The following is an 18464-nucleotide window of genomic DNA, read 5'->3' on the forward strand; positions in this document are numbered from 1 at the left end:
ACCGCGGGCACCTGAGCGACAGCCCCGGGTCAGCGACGCCGGCGGGTGCGGCTCGTGCGGGCGGCTTTGGCGCGCTTCGCCGCGAAGCGCACGCCGCCAGGACTCTCCCCCACCTCGACCCGTACCACTGTGGAGAGCGGATCGACCAGCCCCTCACCGACATGCAGGACCGAGGTCCCCACCACACCGAGCTTGCTCAGGGCCGCCCGGGCACCCCGGAGCTCCTCCTCGGCGGTATCGCCTTTGAGCGCCAGCATCTCCCCGTACGGCCGCAGCAGCGGCACACCCCAGCCCGCCAGCCGGTCCAGCGGAGCCACGGCACGCGCCGTCACCACATGGACGGGAGGCAGGGTGCCGAGGACCTCCTCGGCGCGGCCCCGGACGACGGTCACATGGTCCAGGCCGAGAAGCTCGACGACCTCCTGGAGAAAGTTCGTCCGCCGCAGCAGAGGTTCCAGAAGCGTGATTCTCAGATCCGGGCGTACGAGCGCCAGCGGGATACCAGGGAGACCGGCGCCCGAGCCCACATCGCAGACCGTGACCCCCTCGGGCACCACTTCCGAGAGCACGGCGCAGTTCAGCAGATGGCGTTCCCACAGGCGCGGCACCTCGCGAGGACCGATCAGCCCGCGCTTGACTCCCGCATCGGCGAGCAGCTCCCCATACCGCACGGCCTCGGGAAAGAACTCTCCGAAAACCCTCTGCGCCGCTTCGGGAGCCTGGGGAAGCTCCGCTGCCTCCGTCACGGGGACCGTCCTTCCGTACCGCTGTCGCACTGCGGACTGTGGTGGCTGACTATCAGGCTGACAAAGATCGGCCCCGCCTGCGAAACAGACGGGGCCGAGAAAACGATGAGGGTCAGGCGGGGAGCACGACGACGAAGCGCTGCGGCTCCTCGCCCTCGGACTCACTGCGCAGCCCGGCCGCGGCGACCGCGTCGTGCACGACCTTGCGCTCGAAGGGCGTCATCGGCTTGAGCTTCACGGGCTCGCCGCTGTTCTTCACCTCGTCGGCGGCCTTGGCTCCCAGTTCGGCGAGCTCGGTGCGCTTGCGGGCCCGGAATCCCGCGATATCCAGCATCAGCCGGCTGCGGTCACCGGTCTCCCGGTGGACGGCCAGCCGGGTCAGCTCCTGCAGAGCCTCCAGGACCTCACCATCACGCCCGACGAGCTTCTGGAGATCCCGGCTGTTCGCGTCGCTGATGATCGAAACCGCGGCCCGGTCGGCCTCGACGTCCATGTCGATGTCGCCGTCGAGATCGGCGATGTCGAGCAGACCCTCAAGGTAGTCGGCGGCGATCTCCCCCTCCTGCTCAAGGCGGGTCAGGGTGTCGCTTCCCTCGGCGGCAGCGGGGATGGTGCCTTCCGTCACGGATGGACTCCTTCTTGCTTACTTCTTGGACGACGGGTGCTTGGGGCGCTGCTGGCCCTTGCGCTGTCCGGACTTGGGCTGCTGTCGCGCGGATCCCGAGGACGCCCTCCCGGCCTGCTTGGGCTTGGCGTCCTCAGGGGCGTTCTTCTCAAGGGACGGCTTGGTCTCGGACCCCTCCGAGCCGCCCGCCTTGGTCCCGCCCTGGTGGGTGGTGCCGGACTGCCGCTTCGCCTTGGTCTGCCGCTTGGGCTGCTGGCGCCGCTGCGGGGCGCCGCCCTCGGCCTCCAGGACCGCCGTGTCGGCCTTGGCCACGGTGCCGTCCGCCTGGGCGGCGTATCCGGCCTTCGACAGTCCGGTGATGAAACGGCGCTCGTTGTCGTTGCGGTCCGGGCCCTTGGCGACGATGGTCTGGACGATCTTGCGCTTCCGCCGCGAGCGGACCTCACCGTGGGCGGTGGCGCTCTTCAGCAGCCGGTTCAGGTACTGGTCCTGGGCCTTGCTGCCGGGGGTCGGGTTCTGGTTGATCACATACATCTGCTGGCCCATGGTCCACAGGTTGGTGGTCAGCCAGTAGACGAGGACACCGACGGGGAAGTTGATGCCCATCACGGCGAAGATGACCGGGAAGATGTACATCAGCATCTTCTGCTGCTGCATGTACGGCGTCTTCACCGTCAGGTCGACGTTCTTCTGCATCAGCTGGCGCTGGGTGTAGAACTGCGACGCCGACATCAGAATGATCATGATGGCGGTGACGATGCGCACATCGGTCAGCGAGGCGTCGAGGGCGGAGACCTTGCTCGCGCTGTCCGTGAACTTCGACGCGAGCGGCGCACCGAAGATATGGGCCTGCCGGGCGCTGGCGAGCAGCTGCTCGTTGATCACACCGACCGTGTTGCCCGAGGCGATGTTGGAGAGCACGTAGTACAGCGCGAAGAAGAACGGCGACTGCGCCAGAATCGGAAGGCACGAGGAGAGCGGATTGGTGCCCGTCTCCTTGTACAGCTTCATCATCTCTTCGGACTGACGCTGCTTGTCGCTCTTGTAGCGCTCCTGGATCGCCTTCATCTTCGGCTGGAGCGCCTGCATGTTCCGCATCGACTTGATCTGCTTCACAAAAAGCGGAATCAGACAGATACGGATGAGAACCACCAGCGACACGATGGACAGTCCCCAGGCCCAGCCCGTGTCAGGGCCGAACATCGCCCCGTAGAGCTTGTGGAACTGGACGATGATCCATGAAACAGGCGTGGTGATAAAACTGAAGAGACTGGCAATCGTGTCCACTAATCAGGCTCCTTGAGCATTGGGCGAGGTCTCTGCGGCCGGACTCGGGGGCTCGGAGGCCGGCCCCCGGGAAGGCACATCTGCGCAGTGCCCGCCCTTCTTGCCACGCACGGCGTCACGCAGCATCTCGTGCCACCGCGGACGCTTGCGGGGCGGCACATGGTCCACTCCGCCCGGGGACCACGGGTTGCACCGCAGAATCCGCCAGGCGGTGAGCACTGTGCCTTTCACCGCACCGTGCCGGTCGATGGCCGTGTATCCGTAGTGGGAACACGACGGGTAGTACCGGCAGACGGGCCCCAGCAGAGGGCTGATCGTCCACTGATACAGCTTGATCAGAGCCAGCAGCGGGTACTTCATCGCGCGCCCCCTCCCAGAAGCCGCTGGAGGGCGGCGTCCAGGTCTCGGGCCAGCTGTGCTTGGTCGGCGTCGCCCGCGCCGGGCAGCGCCCGTACGACAACCAGGCTACCGGGGGGCAGCTCGGGGAGCCGATCGCGTATGAGGTGCCGCAGTCTGCGCTTGACCTGGTTGCGTACGACCGCACCACCCACGGCTTTGCTCACGACGAAACCCGCACACGTCGGGGGAGCGCTCTCCCCAGGCGCGTGCGGGTCCGGTGAACCGCTGTGCAGATGGACGACGAGGGTCGGACGGCCTGCCCGGCGCCCTCGTCGTACCGCGGTCGCGAAGTCCTCGCGCCGCCTCAGCCGATTCTCGGTAGGCAGCACGTCATGACCTGTACGCGATCAGGCGGACAGGCGAGCGCGACCCTTGCTCCGGCGCGTCGCGAGAATCGCGCGGCCGGCGCGGGTACGCATGCGCAGACGGAAACCGTGGGTCTTCGCACGACGACGGTTGTTCGGCTGGAAGGTGCGCTTGCTCACTCGGGGGCTCCAGAAAGTGATTCGTAGGTGGCGGGACATCGCCTGGCTGTCACCGTGCGCCCACGAGTAGCTCGCGTTTCGCCCGAGTGCACCGCTTCACGATCACGGATCGTGATCTTTGCCCATCGGAGGCAGGCGGCAGCAGCCATCGACAACTCGACCTGGTTACGGTACGCGCGGCTACGCCATCCGGTCAAACCAAGCCCCTCGCACCGGCCACTGTGCACAGGCTGTGGACAACAACTTGAACCGTGCGGGTCGCCCTGACTACCGTGGCTGAACTCCGAATCTTTTCCTTTCTGTCCTTGACTGTCCTTCCCATACCGTCCCGAGAACCACACATTCGTGGGACCTGCGAGAGAGCGTGCCTTGTGGCTGACGTACCTGCCGATCTTGCCGCAGTGTGGCCACGAGTGCTGAAACAGCTCCTCGCCGACGGCCAGCAAGGAATCGAGTCCAAGGACAAACAGTGGGTCGAGCGCTGCCAGCCGCTCGCGCTGGTGTCGGACACCGCGCTGCTGGCCGTCCCCAATGAATACGGAAAGCGCGTCCTCGAAGGCCGGCTCGCCCCGCTGATCAGCGAAACCCTCAGCCGGGAATGCGGACGGCTGATCCGCATCGCGATCACGGTCGACGACTCGGCCGGAGAGCCCCCGGCCCCTCAGCAGCCGCCGTCCCCGCAGCCGGGGCCTCCCCGCTATCAGGGCCACCAAGGACATCAGGGGCACGGAGGACACGACGAGCCGGGGGCGGACCACTACCAGCAGAGCGCCCCCTACAGCGGATACGGGCACCGGCCGGCCGACGACGGGCTGCCGGAGATCCGTCCCGCGTACCCGGAGTATCAGCAGCAGCGGCCCGAGCCGGGCGCCTGGCCGCGCACCCAGGAGGACCTGTCCTGGCAGCAGCCGAGGCTCGGCGGCTTCCAGGACCGTGATCCGTACGCGACCACCCGGCCGCACCAGCCCCAGCGCGACTACCGCTCGCCGCAGCCGCCCGACCACCAGGGCTATGAGCCCCAGCGGCCGGAGCGGCACGAGCGACCCGACTCCCAGCCGCCGCACCGCGGTGGCCCCACGGGTGCGCCGGGGCCGCTGGGCGCCCAGCCCTCGCCCGCGCCGGGCCCCGGGGAGCCGCATGCCCGGCTCAACCCCAAGTACCTCTTCGACACCTTCGTCATCGGCGCCTCCAACCGCTTCGCGCACGCGGCCGCGGTGGCGGTCGCCGAGGCGCCGGCCAAGGCGTACAACCCGCTCTTCATCTACGGGGAGTCCGGGCTCGGGAAGACGCATCTGCTGCACGCGATCGGGCACTACGCGCGCAGCCTGTATCCGGGGACCCGGGTGCGGTACGTCAGCTCCGAGGAGTTCACCAACGAGTTCATCAACTCGATCCGGGACGGCAAGGGCGACACCTTCCGCAAGCGCTACCGCGATGTGGACATCCTGCTGGTCGACGACATCCAGTTCCTGGCGAGCAAGGAGTCGACGCAGGAGGAGTTCTTCCACACCTTCAATACGCTGCACAACGCCAACAAGCAGATCGTGCTCTCCTCCGACCGGCCGCCCAAGCAGCTGATGACGCTGGAGGACCGGCTGCGCAACCGGTTCGAGTGGGGGCTGACCACGGATGTCCAGCCGCCCGAGCTGGAGACCCGGATCGCGATCCTCCGCAAGAAGGCGGTCCAGGAGCAGCTGAACGCTCCGCCGGAGGTGCTGGAGTTCATCGCCTCGCGGATCTCGCGCAACATCCGTGAGCTGGAGGGCGCGCTGATCCGGGTGACGGCGTTCGCCTCGCTCAACCGGCAGCCGGTGGATCTCGGGCTCACCGAGATCGTGCTGAAGGACCTGATCCCCGGCGGCGAGGACTCGGCCCCCGAGATCACCGCGGGCGCGATCATGGCGGCGACCGCGGACTACTTCGGGCTGACGGTCGAGGACCTGTGCGGCTCCTCGCGCAGCCGGGTGCTCGTCACGGCCCGGCAGATCGCCATGTATCTGTGCCGGGAGCTGACGGATCTCTCACTGCCGAAGATCGGTGCGCAGTTCGGCGGGCGCGACCACACGACCGTGATGCACGCCGACCGGAAGATCCGTGCGCTGATGGCCGAGCGGCGCTCGATCTACAACCAGGTCACCGAGCTCACCAACCGCATCAAGAACGGCTAGCGGGGCCTTACGCCCGCGCACCCGGGGATCTGTCGTATCTCTCTGTACCCGTTCTCTCCGGGATCCGCCGTATCCCGCCCGCCCCTCGCCGGGATCCGCCGCACCCCGACCCGCGTCCTCTCCCCACCACGCCCGCGCCCCGGCCCGTCCCGTCCCGTCCCATCCGCCGGGCTCCGACCGCGCCGTCCTCCGCTCTGCCCCCGGCCCTCCATGGGTCCCGCGCACCCCTCCGAACGCCCCGGAAGCCCCGTGCCCCGGGGCGTTTCCACGTCCTGTGGACGCCCGGCCCGGAGCCCGGCCCGGGAGGCGGTGTTCGATTACGGGCCCGGGTGAGGTGGTTCTCCACAGATCCGGGGAGAATCTTCCGTCCACAGCCTGGGGACTGCAAAGTTGTCCAGATCCCATCCACAGGCCGGGCCGCCCGTACATGATCACAGCAGGTCAACCGGTTGGGGATTTGTGGCCAACCGTCATCCACAGGCTGTGGACACAGAACTCGTCCACAGGCCCTGACCTGCGTTGTCCACCGGTGCCCCACAGGCAGAGCCCGGTTTCCCACAGCTTCTCCACACCGCTGTCCACTGTTCGGCAACAAAACACCGGCTCTCACCGGGTCGAGTGAAAGCGGTCACACCAACGAGGCGGATTGGCCTGTGGGGAACCTGGGTAAAGCTGGGGACAGGCCTGGGGAGAACTGCCCCTCGGCTGTGCATCGGTTGTGCAGAACTTTCCGGTGTCCACAGAAGCACCCGGTTGTCCACCGGTTCCGCCCACAGGCACGGTGGACAAAAAAGTGGGTCTGACCTGCGTGGACGACGTTATCCACGGTTTCCACAGGCCCTACTACTACTCCCACTCAGAGTTACCGGGGAATTGGTTTCGAAGGGGGCCCTGTGCACAACTCGCTCCCGGAGCCCGCCACGCCGGTTGTCACGACTTGACCCCGAGCCGCACCTACTGTCGGTGCCGTACGTCAGACTGGTCCCCGGCGACACAGCCGACGACACAGGCCAGCAGGGCGAGCCAGCGACAGCAGGAGGCGGTTCCGGTGAAGATCCGGGTGGAGCGCGATGTACTCGCGGAGGCGGTGGCCTGGGTGGCCAGGAGCCTTCCAGCACGTCCCCCGGCGCCCGTGCTCGCCGGTCTGCTGCTGAAGGCCGAGGACGGCGCCCTCAGCTTCTCCAGCTTCGACTACGAGGTCTCCGCGAAGGTCTCGGTGGAGGCGGACGTCGACGAGGACGGCACCGTGCTCGTCTCCGGCCGTCTGCTCGCCGACATCTGCCGCGCTCTGCCCAACCGGCCGGTGGAGATTTCCACAGACGGTGTACGGGCGACCGTGGTCTGCGGCTCCTCGCGGTTCACCCTCCACACCCTGCCTGTGGAGGAGTACCCGGCGCTGCCGCAGATGCCGACCGCGACCGGCACCGTGCCCGGTGAGATCTTCGCCTCCGCCGCCGCCCAGGTCGCCATCGCGGCGGGCCGCGACGACACCCTTCCCGTCCTGACCGGCGTGCGCATCGAGATCGAGGGCGACACCGTCACCCTGGCCTCCACCGACCGGTACCGCTTCGCGGTCCGTGAGTTCCTGTGGAAGCCGGAGAACCCGGACGCGTCCGCCGTGGCCCTGGTGCCCGCCAAGACCCTGCTGGACACCGCCAAGGCTCTGACCAGCGGAGACACGGTCACACTGGCGCTCTCCGGCTCAGGCGCCGGGGAGGGGCTCATCGGTTTCGAGGGCGCCGGACGGCGGACCACGACCCGGCTTCTCGAAGGCGATCTGCCGAAGTACCGGACGCTGTTCCCGACCGAGTTCAACTCGGTGGCGGTCATCGAGACCGCGCCGTTCGTCGAGGCCGTCAAGCGCGTGGCCCTCGTCGCCGAGCGGAACACTCCGGTCCGGCTCAGCTTCGAGCAGGGCGTACTGATCCTGGAGGCCGGCTCCAGCGACGACGCACAGGCTGTGGAGCGCGTCGACGCACAGCTGGAGGGCGACGACATCTCGATCGCCTTCAACCCCACGTTCCTGCTCGACGGTCTGAGCGCGATCGACTCCCCGGTCGCCCAGCTGTCGTTCACCACCTCCACCAAGCCGGCCCTGCTGAGCGGTAAGCCGGCCGTGGACGCCGAGGCGGACGAGGCGTACAAGTACCTGATCATGCCCGTGCGGCTCTCCGGCTGAGCCCGCCCGGACCCGGTGGTCACGATCCCGGCGGGCCGCTCGGCGGGAGCGGGCCGCCGGGCCGTAACGGGTCCCGCGGCGTAGGCTCGGACGCGGGTACGAATCGGCAGACAAGCTTAAGGACACTGAGATGCAGCTCGGCCTCGTCGGCCTCGGCAAAATGGGCGGCAACATGCGCGAGCGCATCCGCCGCGCGGGCCACACCGTCATCGGCTACGACCGCAACCCTGACCTGGCCGATGTCCACAGCCTCAAGGAGCTTGTGGACAGTCTCCACGGACCGCGGGTCGTGTGGGTGATGGTCCCCGCCGGTGCCGCGACCCAGTCCACCATCGACGAACTGGCCGAACTGCTCTCCCCCGGCGATGTCGTCGTGGACGGCGGCAACTCGCGCTGGACGGACGACGAGAAGCACGCCGTCGAGCTGGGCATCAAGGGCATCGGCTTCGTCGACTGCGGTGTCTCCGGCGGTGTCTGGGGCCTGGAGAACGGCTATGCGCTGATGTACGGCGGCGAGGCGGAGAACGTCGCCAAGGTGCAGCCGGTCTTCGACGCGCTCAAGCCCGAGGGCGACTTCGGTTCCGTGCACGCGGGCAAGGTCGGCGCCGGCCACTTCGCCAAGATGGTCCACAACGGCATCGAGTACGCGATGATGCAGGCGTACGCCGAGGGCTGGGAGCTGCTGGAGAAGGTCAACTCCGTCACCGACGTACGCGAGGTCTTCCGCTCCTGGCAGGAAGGCACGGTCATCCGTTCCTGGCTGCTCGACCTGGCGGTCAACGCCCTGGACGAGGACGAGCACCTGGAGAAGCTGCGGGGTTACGCACAGGACAGCGGCGAGGGCCGGTGGACTGTGGAAGCCGCCATCGACAACGCCGTACCGCTGCCCGCGATCACCGCGTCGCTGTTCGCCCGGTTCGCCTCCCGGCAGGACGACTCCCCGCAGATGAAGATGATCGCCGCGCTCCGCAACCAGTTCGGCGGGCACGCGGTGGAGAACAAGAAGTAACGGCTCCGAGCCGGGGGAGGTCGGCCCAGATCCATGCACGTCACGCATCTGTCGTTGGCCGACTTCCGCTCGTACGCCCGGGTCGAGGTCCCTCTCGATCCGGGCGTCACGTCGTTCGTGGGGCCGAACGGTCAGGGCAAGACCAATCTGGTCGAGGCCGTCGGCTATCTGGCGACGCTCGCCAGCCACCGGGTCTCGTCGGACGCGCCGCTCGTACGGGCCGGAGCCGACCGGGCGGTGATCCGGGCGGCCGTCACCCAGGGCGAGCGCTCCCAGCTCATCGAGCTGGAGCTGAACCCGGGGAAGGCGAACCGGGCCCGTATCAACAGATCGTCGCAGGTCAGGCCGAGGGATGTGCTGGGGATCCTCCGTACCGTCCTGTTCGCGCCCGAGGACCTGGCGCTGGTGAAGGGTGACCCGGGCGACCGGCGGCGCTTTCTCGACGAGCTGGTCACGGCGCGTGCGCCGCGTATGGCGGGCGTGCGCTCGGACTACGAGCGTGTCCTCAAGCAGCGCAACACGCTGCTGAAGTCGGCGGCGCTGGCACGGCGGCACGGAAAGTCGTCGGCGACCTCGGGCGCGGATCTCTCCACACTGGATGTGTGGGACCAGCATCTGGCGCGGGCCGGGGCGGAACTGCTGGCTCAGCGCATCGAGCTGATCGGGGTGCTGCAGCCGCTGACCGACAAGGCGTACGAGGCACTGGCGCCGGGCGGCGGGCCGATCGCTCTGGAGTACCGTTCCTCCGCCGGTGCGGCGGGCGAGGAGCACGGGCTGCCGCCCGGCCGGGACGAGCTGTACGAACGGCTGCTCACCGCGCTGGGCGAGGCCCGCAAGCAGGAGATCGAGCGGGGCGTGACCCTGGTCGGGCCGCACCGGGACGAGCTGGTGCTCAAGCTGGGGCAGCTGCCCGCGAAGGGCTACGCCAGCCATGGCGAGTCCTGGTCGTACGCGCTGGCGCTGCGTTTGGCTTCGTACGATCTGCTGAGGGCGGAGGGAAATGAACCCGTCCTCGTTCTGGACGACGTATTCGCCGAGCTGGACGCCCGGCGCCGGGAACGGCTGGCGGACATGGTGGCTCCGGGCGAGCAGGTCCTGGTGACGGCGGCCGTCGACGACGATGTGCCGGGGGCACTGGTGGGGGCGAGGTTCACCGTGGCCGGCGGCGAGGTGGCACGGGTATGAGCGAGGCTTTCCCGATGCCCGAGAACCGGAATCCATCCCTTCCTCCGGCTGCGTCCCTTCCTCCGGCGGCAGCTGTGCCTCCCGCGGTGCCCGAGGCTTCCGGGGTCGATCTGGCGCGGGTGGCGCTGCGCGCGGCCAAGGAGCAGGCGCGGGCGCGGGGCGCGGCCGCGCAGGAGAAGCGGCAGGCGCGCCGAGGCGGCGGGCTGCGTTCCGGAGCCCGTGCCGACGGCCGTGATCCGCTCCCGCTGGGTGCGGCGATCAACCGGCTGATCACCGAGCGCGGCTGGGAGACGCCGGCCGCGGTCGGCGGGGTCATGGGCCGCTGGCCGCAGATCGTGGGCGAGGGCCTGGCGAATCACTGTGTACCGGAGAGGTACGACGAGGACGAGCGGGTCCTGACGGTCCAGTGCGACTCCACGGCCTGGGCCACCCAGCTGAGGCTGCTGGCCCCCCGGCTGGTGGCACGCCTCAATGAGGACCTGGGCCAGGGCACGGTCCGCCTCCTCAAGGTCCAGGGACCGAGCGCACCCCGCAAGGGCTTCGGTCCCCTGCGGGCACCGGGCAGCACGGGGCCCGGGGACACCTACGGGTAGCGGCGGCTCCGCTTCCGGCAGCCGGCCGGACTCCCGGCCGGGCGGCGTTCCGGCCTGGTGGTGAGGGGGCGGCCGGGCGGTGAGGGGTGGCCGCCGGGCCACGGGCCCTCGGCCACCGGTGACCCGGAGCCGGGACACACCGCCGTCCATCGGATCCCCAGGACGTATGTACGACGAATACCGCCCGGCGCCCGGTGGCAGGTCCCGTTGCGGTGCCGGGCCGGGTCCCGGTGTGCGGGCGGGCCGGGCACGGGCCGTAGCGGACCGGGCCACCGCGGGAACGTCCCTGAGCGCTGGGGCGGCTGCCCGGCCGCTGCCGGACGGTCGCGCCGAACCCGGTACCGGCTGTCCCGTACGCCGCCGGCCCCTACGCGGTCGTCGGGAGCCCCTCGTAACGCGGACAGAACCGGGTCCGGCGTGTGCCTCGTGGCCCCTGAGGCACACGCCCGTCCAGTTCCGCCGGGGCCGGGCCCGGGAGGCATACGGGTCCACCCCACCACCGCCGGGACGCACGCCGCCCCGGGCGTCCGTCAGGGGCGGGTTCCAGCCGCGGCAAGGGATGGAACCGGCCGCCGCAGGGTGCCCGGAGCCGTCCGCCATCGGCGCGGGCACCCCCGCGCGGCCCTCGCCCGGGGCCTTCCTCACCGTAGCCGACGGTTGACAGGCCGGAAGCGCTCAACGCCCGTGTGGGGCTCCTGGAGCCCCTTCCCGGATATGGGGAGTCGGACAGGCGGTGTTCAGGGCGGCACATGCGGACTCAGCTACCGCCAAACCCCCATTCATGTCGGCGGTACCGGTAGACTGGTGGACAATCCCGCCACCTTGCGGAACATGTCGAACGACGCAGCCGCTCCCGCTTGCCCGGAGAACGGCTTGTGCTGTGCCAGAAAGGGCGCTTCGTGGCCGATTCCGGCAACCCCAACGAGAACAACCCGTCCACCTCCGCCGACAGCGGCGAGGCCGCCGCCTCGTACGACGCCAGCGCCATCACCGTCCTCGAGGGGCTGGACGCGGTCCGCAAGCGGCCCGGCATGTACATCGGATCGACCGGTGAGCGTGGGCTTCATCACCTGGTGTACGAGGTCGTCGACAACTCCGTCGACGAGGCGCTCGCCGGGTACGCGGACACCATCGACGTCACGATCCTCGCCGACGGCGGCGTCCGGGTCGTCGACAACGGCCGTGGCATCCCCGTGGGCATCATTCCGTCCGAGAACAAGCCCGCCGTCGAGGTCGTGCTCACCGTGCTGCACGCCGGCGGCAAGTTCGGCGGCGGAGGCTACGCCGTCTCCGGCGGTCTGCACGGGGTCGGCGTCTCCGTCGTGAACGCGCTCTCGACCAAGGTCGCCGTCGAGGTCAAGACGGACGGACACCGCTGGACGCAGGACTACAAGCTCGGCGTCCCCACCGCCCCCCTGGCGCAGCACGAGGCGACGGAGCACAGCGGCACGTCGGTGACGTTCTGGGCGGACGGCGACATCTTCGAGACGACCGAGTACTCGTTCGAGACGCTCTCGCGCCGCTTCCAGGAGATGGCCTTTCTCAACAAGGGCCTGACCCTGACGCTGACCGACGAGCGGGAGTCCGCGAAGGCCACGGCGGGCGCCGACACCGCCGAGGAGCCGGCCGAGGACCAGGTCCGCACGGTCACGTACTACTACGAGGGCGGCATCGTCGACTTCGTCAAGTACCTGAACTCCCGCAAGGGTGAGCTGATCCACCCGACCGTGATCGACGTCGAGGCCGAGGACAAGGAGCGGATGCTCTCGGTCGAGATCGCGATGCAGTGGAACTCTCAGTACAGCGAGGGCGTTTACTCCTTTGCGAACACCATCCACACGCATGAGGGGGGTACGCATGAGGAGGGCTTCCGCGCCGCGCTCACGGGCCTCGTCAACCGGTACGCGCGCGACAAGAAGCTGCTGCGCGAGAAGGACGACAATCTCTCGGGCGAGGATATCCGCGAGGGTCTGACGGCGATCATCTCGATCAAGCTGGGCGAGCCGCAGTTCGAGGGACAGACCAAGACCAAGCTGGGCAACACCGAGGCGAAGACCTTCGTCCAGAAGGTCGCGCACGAGCACCTGACCGACTGGTTCGACCGCAATCCCAATGAGGCCGCGGACATCGTCCGCAAGTCGATCCAGGCGCAGACGGCCCGTGTCGCCGCCCGCAAGGCCCGTGATCTGACCCGCCGCAAGGGACTGCTGGAGTCAGCGTCGCTGCCGGGCAAGCTGAGCGACTGCCAGTCGAACGACCCCACCAAGTGCGAGATCTTCATCGTCGAGGGTGACTCCGCCGGCGGCTCGGCGAAGTCCGGCCGTAACCCGATGTACCAGGCCATCCTGCCGATCCGCGGCAAGATCCTGAACGTCGAGAAGGCACGGATCGACAAGATCCTGCAGAACACCGAGGTCCAGGCACTGATCTCGGCCTTCGGTACCGGAGTCCACGAGGACTTCGACATCGAGAAGCTCCGCTATCACAAGATCATTCTGATGGCGGACGCCGATGTCGACGGCCAGCACATCAACACCCTGCTGCTGACCTTCCTCTTCCGCTTCATGCGGCCGCTGGTCGAGGCCGGTCATGTGTTCCTGTCGCGCCCGCCGCTGTACAAGATCAAGTGGGGCCGGGACGACTTCGAGTACGCGTACTCGGACCGTGAGCGTGACGCGCTCGTCGAGCTGGGCAAGCAGCAGGGCAAGCGGATCCGGGAGGACTCGATCCAGCGCTTCAAGGGGCTGGGCGAGATGAACGCCGAGGAGCTGCGGGTCACCACCATGGACCAGGAGCACCGTGTGCTCGGCCAGGTCACGCTGGACGACGCCGCGCAGGCGGACGACCTGTTCTCGGTGCTGATGGGTGAGGACGTCGAAGCCAGGCGCTCGTTCATCCAGCGCAACGCCAAGGACGTCCGCTTCCTCGACATCTGAGTCGGTCTCAGCTGACCGTACGAAAGGAACGAAGACCAGCAATGGCCGACGAGACACCCACCCCTGCCACGACCGAAGAAGCGCCCGTGCTGCGGATCGAGCCCGTGGGGCTCGAAACGGAGATGCAGCGCTCCTATCTCGACTACGCGATGTCCGTCATCGTGTCGCGCGCGCTGCCCGATGTACGGGACGGTCTCAAGCCCGTCCACCGGCGCGTGCTCTACGCGATGTACGACGGCGGCTACCGCCCCGAGAAGGGCTTCTACAAGTGCGCCCGTGTCGTCGGCGACGTCATGGGTACCTACCACCCACACGGCGACACCTCGATCTACGACGCCCTGGTGCGCCTCGCCCAGCCCTGGTCGATGCGGATGCCGCTGGTCGACTCCAACGGGAACTTCGGTTCCCCGGGCAATGACCCGGCCGCCGCCATGCGCTACACCGAGTGCAAGATGGCGCCGCTGTCCATGGAGATGCTCCGGGACATCGACGAGGAGACCGTCGACTTCCAGGACAACTACGACGGCCGTAACCAGGAGCCGACGGTCCTCCCGGCGCGCTTCCCGAATCTGCTGGTCAACGGCTCGGCGGGCATCGCGGTCGGCATGGCGACCAATATTCCGCCGCACAATCTGCGCGAGGTCGCGGCCGGCGCCCAGTGGGCCCTGGAGCACCCGGAGGCCACCCACGAGGAACTGCTCGACGCGCTGATCGAGCGGATCAAGGGCCCCGACTTCCCGACAGGTGCCCTGGTCGTGGGACGCAAGGGCATCGAGGAGGCGTACCGCACCGGCCGCGGCTCCATCACGATGCGCGCGGTCGTCGAGGTCGAGGAGATCCAGAACCGTCAGTGCCTGGTGGTCACGGAGCTTCCGTACCAGGTCAACCCGGACAACCTCGCGCAGAAGATCGCCGACCTGGTGAAGGACGGCAAGATCGGCGGGATCGCCGACGTACGCGACGAGACGTCGTCCCGGACCGGCCAGCGGCTGGTCATCGTGCTCAAGCGCGACGCCGTCGCCAAGGTCGTGCTGAACAATCTGTACAAGCACACCGACCTCCAGACGAACTTCGGCGCGAACATGCTGGCCCTGGTCGACGGGGTGCCGCGCACGCTGTCGCTGGACGCCTTTATCCGCCACTGGGTGCACCACCAGATCGAGGTCATCGTCCGGCGGACGAAGTTCCGGCTCCGCAAGGCGGAGGAGCGGGCCCACATCCTGCGCGGTCTGCTCAAGGCGCTGGACGCCATCGACGAGGTCATCGCGCTGATCCGGCGCAGCGACACCGTCGAGATCGCGCGCGCGGGCCTGATGGACCTGCTGGTGATCGACGAGATCCAGGCGAACGCCATCCTGGAGATGCAGCTGCGCCGGCTGGCCGCTCTGGAGCGCCAGAAGATCGTCGCGGAGCACGATGAGCTCCAGGCGAAGATCAACGAGTACAACGCGATCCTCGCCTCCCCCGAGAAGCAGCGCCAGATCGTCAGCGAAGAGCTGGCCGTGATCGTCGAGAAGTTCGGCGACGACCGGCGCTCCATGCTGGTGCCCTTCGACGGCGACATGTCCATGGAGGACCTGATCGCCGAGGAGGACATCGTCGTCACCATCACGCGTGGCGGCTATGTGAAGCGGACGAAGACGGACGACTACCGGTCGCAGAAGCGCGGCGGCAAGGGCGTACGGGGCACAAAGCTCAAGGAAGACGACATCGTCGACCACTTCTTCGTCTCCACGACCCACCACTGGCTGCTGTTCTTCACCAACAAGGGCCGGGTCTACCGTGCCAAGGCGTACGAGCTGCCGGACGCGGGCCGGGACGCCCGGGGGCAGCATGTGGCCAATCTCCTCGCCTTCCAGCCGGACGAGCAGATCGCCGAGATTCTCGCGATCCGCGACTACGAGGCCGCGCCGTATCTCGTTCTCGCCACCAAGGGCGGCCTGGTCAAGAAGACACCGCTGAAGGACTACGACTCGCCCCGATCGGGTGGTGTCATCGCGATCAACCTCCGGGAGACGGACGGCGGCAGCGACGGCGTCGCCGACGAGCTGATCGGCGCCGAACTGGTGTCGGCCGAGGACGATCTGCTGCTCATCAGCAAGAAGGCCCAGTCGATCCGGTTCACCGCGACGGACGAGGCGCTTCGCCCGATGGGACGTGCCACTTCGGGTGTCAAGGGGATGAGTTTCCGCGAAGGAGACGAACTTCTGTCGATGAATGTGGTCCGGCCCGGTACGTTCGTCTTCACCGCTACCGACGGCGGATACGCGAAGCGGACCGCCGTCGACGAGTACCGCGTCCAGGGTCGCGGCGGCCTCGGAATCAAGGCCGCCAAGATCGTGGAGGACCGCGGCTCGCTCGTGGGCGCCCTGGTGGTCGAGGAGTCCGACGAGATTCTCGCCATCACCCTCGGCGGTGGTGTGATTCGCACGCGAGTCAATGAAGTCAGGGAGACGGGCCGTGACACCATGGGTGTCCAACTGATCAACCTGGGCAAGCGCGATGCCGTGGTCGGTATCGCTCGTAACGCCGAGGCCGGTCGGGAGGCCGAGGAAGTCGACGGGACCGGCGCCGACGGTGACGGAACCGAAGAGGTCGCCGAGACCTCTGAAGAGGGCGTAGAGATGACCGAGGCCGGCGGTGGTACGGCCGAGGCGGCAGTCGAGGGCACCGCGCCCTCGGCCGGGGAGCACGAGGAGTAAAGCGTGAGTGGAGCCACGGGCGCCGGGCCGGCCGCTGCCGGATCTGCTGGTGGAGGGAACGGTGCCCGTGGCTCCGCCGCGGACTCCCAGGGGGTTACCGTGACAGAGACCCGCGGGGGCCAGCCCCCCTTCGAGATGTTCGGCGGCGAGCAGCCCGCGCCGCAGCAGGCGGCGGGGCCGTACCACCCGCCGCAGGCGTATCCGTCACCCCAGGGCGGCGGAGGGACACAGGGCGGGGGCGTGCGCCTCCCGCGCACCGGAGCGCGTACGACACCTCGTACGCGCAAGGCGCGGCTGCGGGTGGCCAAGGCGGATCCGTGGTCCGTGATGAAGGTCAGCTTTCTGCTCTCGATCGCCCTGGGCATCTGCACCGTCGTCGCCTCGGCGGTGCTGTGGATGGTCATGGACGCGATGGGCGTCTTCTCCACCGTCGGCGGGACGATCAGCGAGGCCACCGGCTCGAACGAGAGCAATGGCTTTGATCTCCAGGCGTTTCTCTCCCTTCCGCGCGTGCTGATCTTCACTTCGGTGATCGCGGTGATCGACGTGGTGCTGGCGACGGCGCTGGCGACGCTGGGAGCGTTTATCTACAACCTCTCCGCCGGGTTCGTGGGCGGCGTGGAGCTGACGCTGGCCGAGGACGAGTAGCCGTACGTCCGGACCCGGTCGGCCCTGGTCACGGGGGCCGGGGCCGACCGGCTGGGGCCTCTCGTTAACGGATTTGGGAGCTGCGCCGGACGTGCGCTAATCTTCAGTGGTCAGCGCGCAGCGCGGCGGGGCTATAGCTCAGTTGGTTAGAGCGCATCCCTGATAAGGATGAGGCCACAGGTTCAAATCCTGTTAGCCCCACAGCAGAGAACAGCAGGTCGGAAGCCCTGTAGATCCCCGGGATCTACAGGGCTTCTACACTGTTCGATCTTGATACCCCGCTACTACCCCGTAACTCGAAAATCGCGTGCCCGTCTCATGGAATCTCATCTACTGCCTGTAGACGGCCCGTGGCCCTGGGTAGAGTGACGGGTGGGGAGACGGACTGAAGCTCCCAGCCGTCCGTCTGACGCCTAACCCCTGACAGACCCGGTGGTGAATTGTCGGGAGGCTTTCCCGCCGGACAGAGACGCCCCCCTGCCACGATCGCAGGGGGGCGTCTTGCTGCAACAGTAGACCGCCCCACCCCCAGGGAGGGGTGGGGCGGTCAGGGTCGGCCGGATCCCGTGGGCGTATCGCGGCCCGCAGCGGACGCCCATCACGCCGCAGGCCGCGCGCCCCCGCGCCCCCGAAGAGACGCGGAGTCGGTGGATGCTCAAGCAGGAGCCGACTTCGTGCGGATTGCCACGTTCCGGCCAAATGCGCAGGTCACGATTCGGAGTCGATACCCCCGAGCCTTCATGATCACGCATTGATGGGTCTGCCCTGCATACAAACGATCATGGCGTTGCCACGGTATGAGGGATGCCCCGCTCCACGCCGCCCCCCGCCCGAGTCATCACCCGGCGGCGCCAGATCGGTGTCCAAATCCGGGCGGCCCGCATCCACGCGAACCTCACCCAGCAGGACATCAGCGAGCGCACCGGCATCGACCGCGCAACATACGGACGCATCGAGCTAGGACACGCCAGCGCCCTACTCGACTCCCTCATCCTGATCGCCGACGCCATCGGCGTACCCCTCTCCCAACTCGTCCGGGACTGAGGCCCCGGCCTGCCCGCAAAAGAGGGGGCAACGACAGGCCGGGGCGGCCTCAGAAGTCAGGGGCAGGCCCATACCTCGGTGTCGAGGACGTGCTCGCCGTCCCGTCCCCGGGCCCAGCCCTGGTGCACGGCCCCGGTGGTGAGCAGACGGCCGCAGGCGTAGCACGAGCGGCACTGGTACTGCGCCCACGTAAGGTCGGCTACCGGTGGCACGGGCGCCTCCCCGCACGGTGGGCCGGCCGGGTCGGTGACCGCGGGGGCTCGAACGGCCGGGGTGACGAGCGAGCAGCCGACGGGACCGGACTTCCCGTGATTCGGCACCGAGGGCAGGTGCAGGGCGGATAGGCCATCGATCGGATTGGTTGTACTGGAGGAGCCGGTCCGTTCTGGCTGCTGACGACGATCCGCGACGAGACGGGGCGGCGGGCACTGTTGGGGCTGACTCGGTAGACATGGAGG

Annotated in this window: 16 protein-coding genes and 1 tRNA gene; 10 read left to right on the forward strand and 7 right to left on the reverse strand. The window is 68.4% G+C overall.

The window, feature by feature from the left end; genetic code table 11:
- Positions 1–29: 29 nt before the first annotated feature.
- From rsmG to rpmH, 6 genes are all read right to left on the reverse strand, one after another.
- Entirely contained in the window at positions 30–746 is a 717-nt protein-coding gene (rsmG, locus tag ACIBCM_RS13145; RefSeq protein ID WP_399242416.1) for a 16S rRNA (guanine(527)-N(7))-methyltransferase RsmG, read from the reverse strand.
- 112 nt (positions 747–858) lie between these two features.
- Entirely contained in the window at positions 859–1371 is a 513-nt protein-coding gene (locus ACIBCM_RS13150; protein WP_389265999.1) for a protein jag, read from the reverse strand.
- 18 nt (positions 1372–1389) lie between these two features.
- Positions 1390–2658: a membrane protein insertase YidC gene (gene yidC / locus ACIBCM_RS13155; RefSeq protein ID WP_399242418.1), complete on the reverse strand. Its 1269-nt coding sequence runs from the start codon at positions 2656–2658 to the stop codon at positions 1390–1392.
- 3 nt (positions 2659–2661) lie between these two features.
- Positions 2662–3018, reverse strand: coding sequence for a membrane protein insertion efficiency factor YidD (yidD, locus tag ACIBCM_RS13160; protein WP_399242420.1), 357 nt, complete (start codon positions 3016–3018; stop codon positions 2662–2664).
- Positions 3015–3386 (reverse strand): ribonuclease P protein component, encoded by a 372-nt coding sequence (rnpA, locus tag ACIBCM_RS13165; protein ID WP_399242422.1) that lies wholly within the window; start codon positions 3384–3386, stop codon positions 3015–3017. The genes yidD and rnpA overlap by 4 nt, the downstream gene beginning before the upstream one ends.
- Positions 3387–3404: 18 nt before the next feature.
- Complete coding sequence (gene rpmH / locus ACIBCM_RS13170) at positions 3405–3542, reverse strand: 50S ribosomal protein L34 (RefSeq protein ID WP_003975051.1); 138 nt, start codon at positions 3540–3542, stop codon at positions 3405–3407.
- A 371-nt stretch (positions 3543–3913) separates the two neighbouring features.
- On the opposite strand from rpmH, the gene dnaA reads away from it, so the two are divergent.
- The 10 genes from dnaA (at position 3914) to ACIBCM_RS13220 (ending at position 18006) form a co-directional block, all read left to right on the forward strand.
- Positions 3914–5710 carry a chromosomal replication initiator protein DnaA gene (dnaA, locus tag ACIBCM_RS13175; protein WP_399242424.1) on the forward strand — a complete coding sequence of 599 codons (1797 nt, stop codon included), beginning with the start codon at positions 3914–3916 and terminating at the stop codon, positions 5708–5710.
- A 1048-nt stretch (positions 5711–6758) separates the two neighbouring features.
- Positions 6759–7889, forward strand: coding sequence for a DNA polymerase III subunit beta (dnaN, locus tag ACIBCM_RS13180; protein ID WP_399242425.1), 1131 nt, complete (start codon positions 6759–6761; stop codon positions 7887–7889).
- A gap of 130 nt (positions 7890–8019) precedes the next feature.
- A complete protein-coding gene (gene gnd, locus ACIBCM_RS13185; RefSeq protein ID WP_399242427.1) occupies positions 8020–8898 on the forward strand; it encodes a phosphogluconate dehydrogenase (NAD(+)-dependent, decarboxylating) in 879 nt (292 codons plus the stop codon).
- Positions 8899–8931: 33 nt separating this feature from the next.
- Positions 8932–10083: a DNA replication/repair protein RecF gene (gene recF, locus ACIBCM_RS13190; RefSeq protein WP_399242429.1), complete on the forward strand. Its 1152-nt coding sequence runs from the start codon at positions 8932–8934 to the stop codon at positions 10081–10083.
- 14 nt (positions 10084–10097) lie between these two features.
- On the forward strand, positions 10098–10676 hold the full coding sequence (locus tag ACIBCM_RS13195) for a DUF721 domain-containing protein (protein WP_399242700.1): 579 nt from the start codon (positions 10098–10100) through the stop codon (positions 10674–10676).
- A gap of 875 nt (positions 10677–11551) precedes the next feature.
- Positions 11552–13612: a DNA topoisomerase (ATP-hydrolyzing) subunit B gene (gyrB, locus tag ACIBCM_RS13200; RefSeq protein ID WP_399242432.1), complete on the forward strand. Its 2061-nt coding sequence runs from the start codon at positions 11552–11554 to the stop codon at positions 13610–13612.
- A 41-nt stretch (positions 13613–13653) separates the two neighbouring features.
- Positions 13654–16314, forward strand: a complete 2661-nt coding sequence (gene gyrA / locus ACIBCM_RS13205) for a DNA gyrase subunit A (protein ID WP_399242434.1) — start codon at positions 13654–13656, stop codon at positions 16312–16314.
- A 3-nt stretch (positions 16315–16317) separates the two neighbouring features.
- Complete coding sequence (locus tag ACIBCM_RS13210; RefSeq protein ID WP_399242436.1) at positions 16318–16962, forward strand: DUF3566 domain-containing protein; 645 nt, start codon at positions 16318–16320, stop codon at positions 16960–16962.
- A gap of 127 nt (positions 16963–17089) precedes the next feature.
- Positions 17090–17163 (forward strand) — tRNA-Ile (locus tag ACIBCM_RS13215).
- A gap of 603 nt (positions 17164–17766) precedes the next feature.
- Positions 17767–18006, forward strand: coding sequence for a helix-turn-helix domain-containing protein (locus ACIBCM_RS13220; RefSeq protein WP_399242438.1), 240 nt, complete (start codon positions 17767–17769; stop codon positions 18004–18006).
- A 56-nt stretch (positions 18007–18062) separates the two neighbouring features.
- On the opposite strand, the gene ACIBCM_RS13225 is transcribed toward ACIBCM_RS13220, so the two are convergent.
- Entirely contained in the window at positions 18063–18218 is a 156-nt protein-coding gene (locus ACIBCM_RS13225; protein WP_399242441.1) for a hypothetical protein, read from the reverse strand.
- Between the last annotated feature and the right edge of the window lie 246 nt (positions 18219–18464).

This window comes from Streptomyces sp. NPDC051018, assembly GCF_044456085.1.
GTDB lineage: Bacteria > Actinomycetota > Actinomycetes > Streptomycetales > Streptomycetaceae > Streptomyces.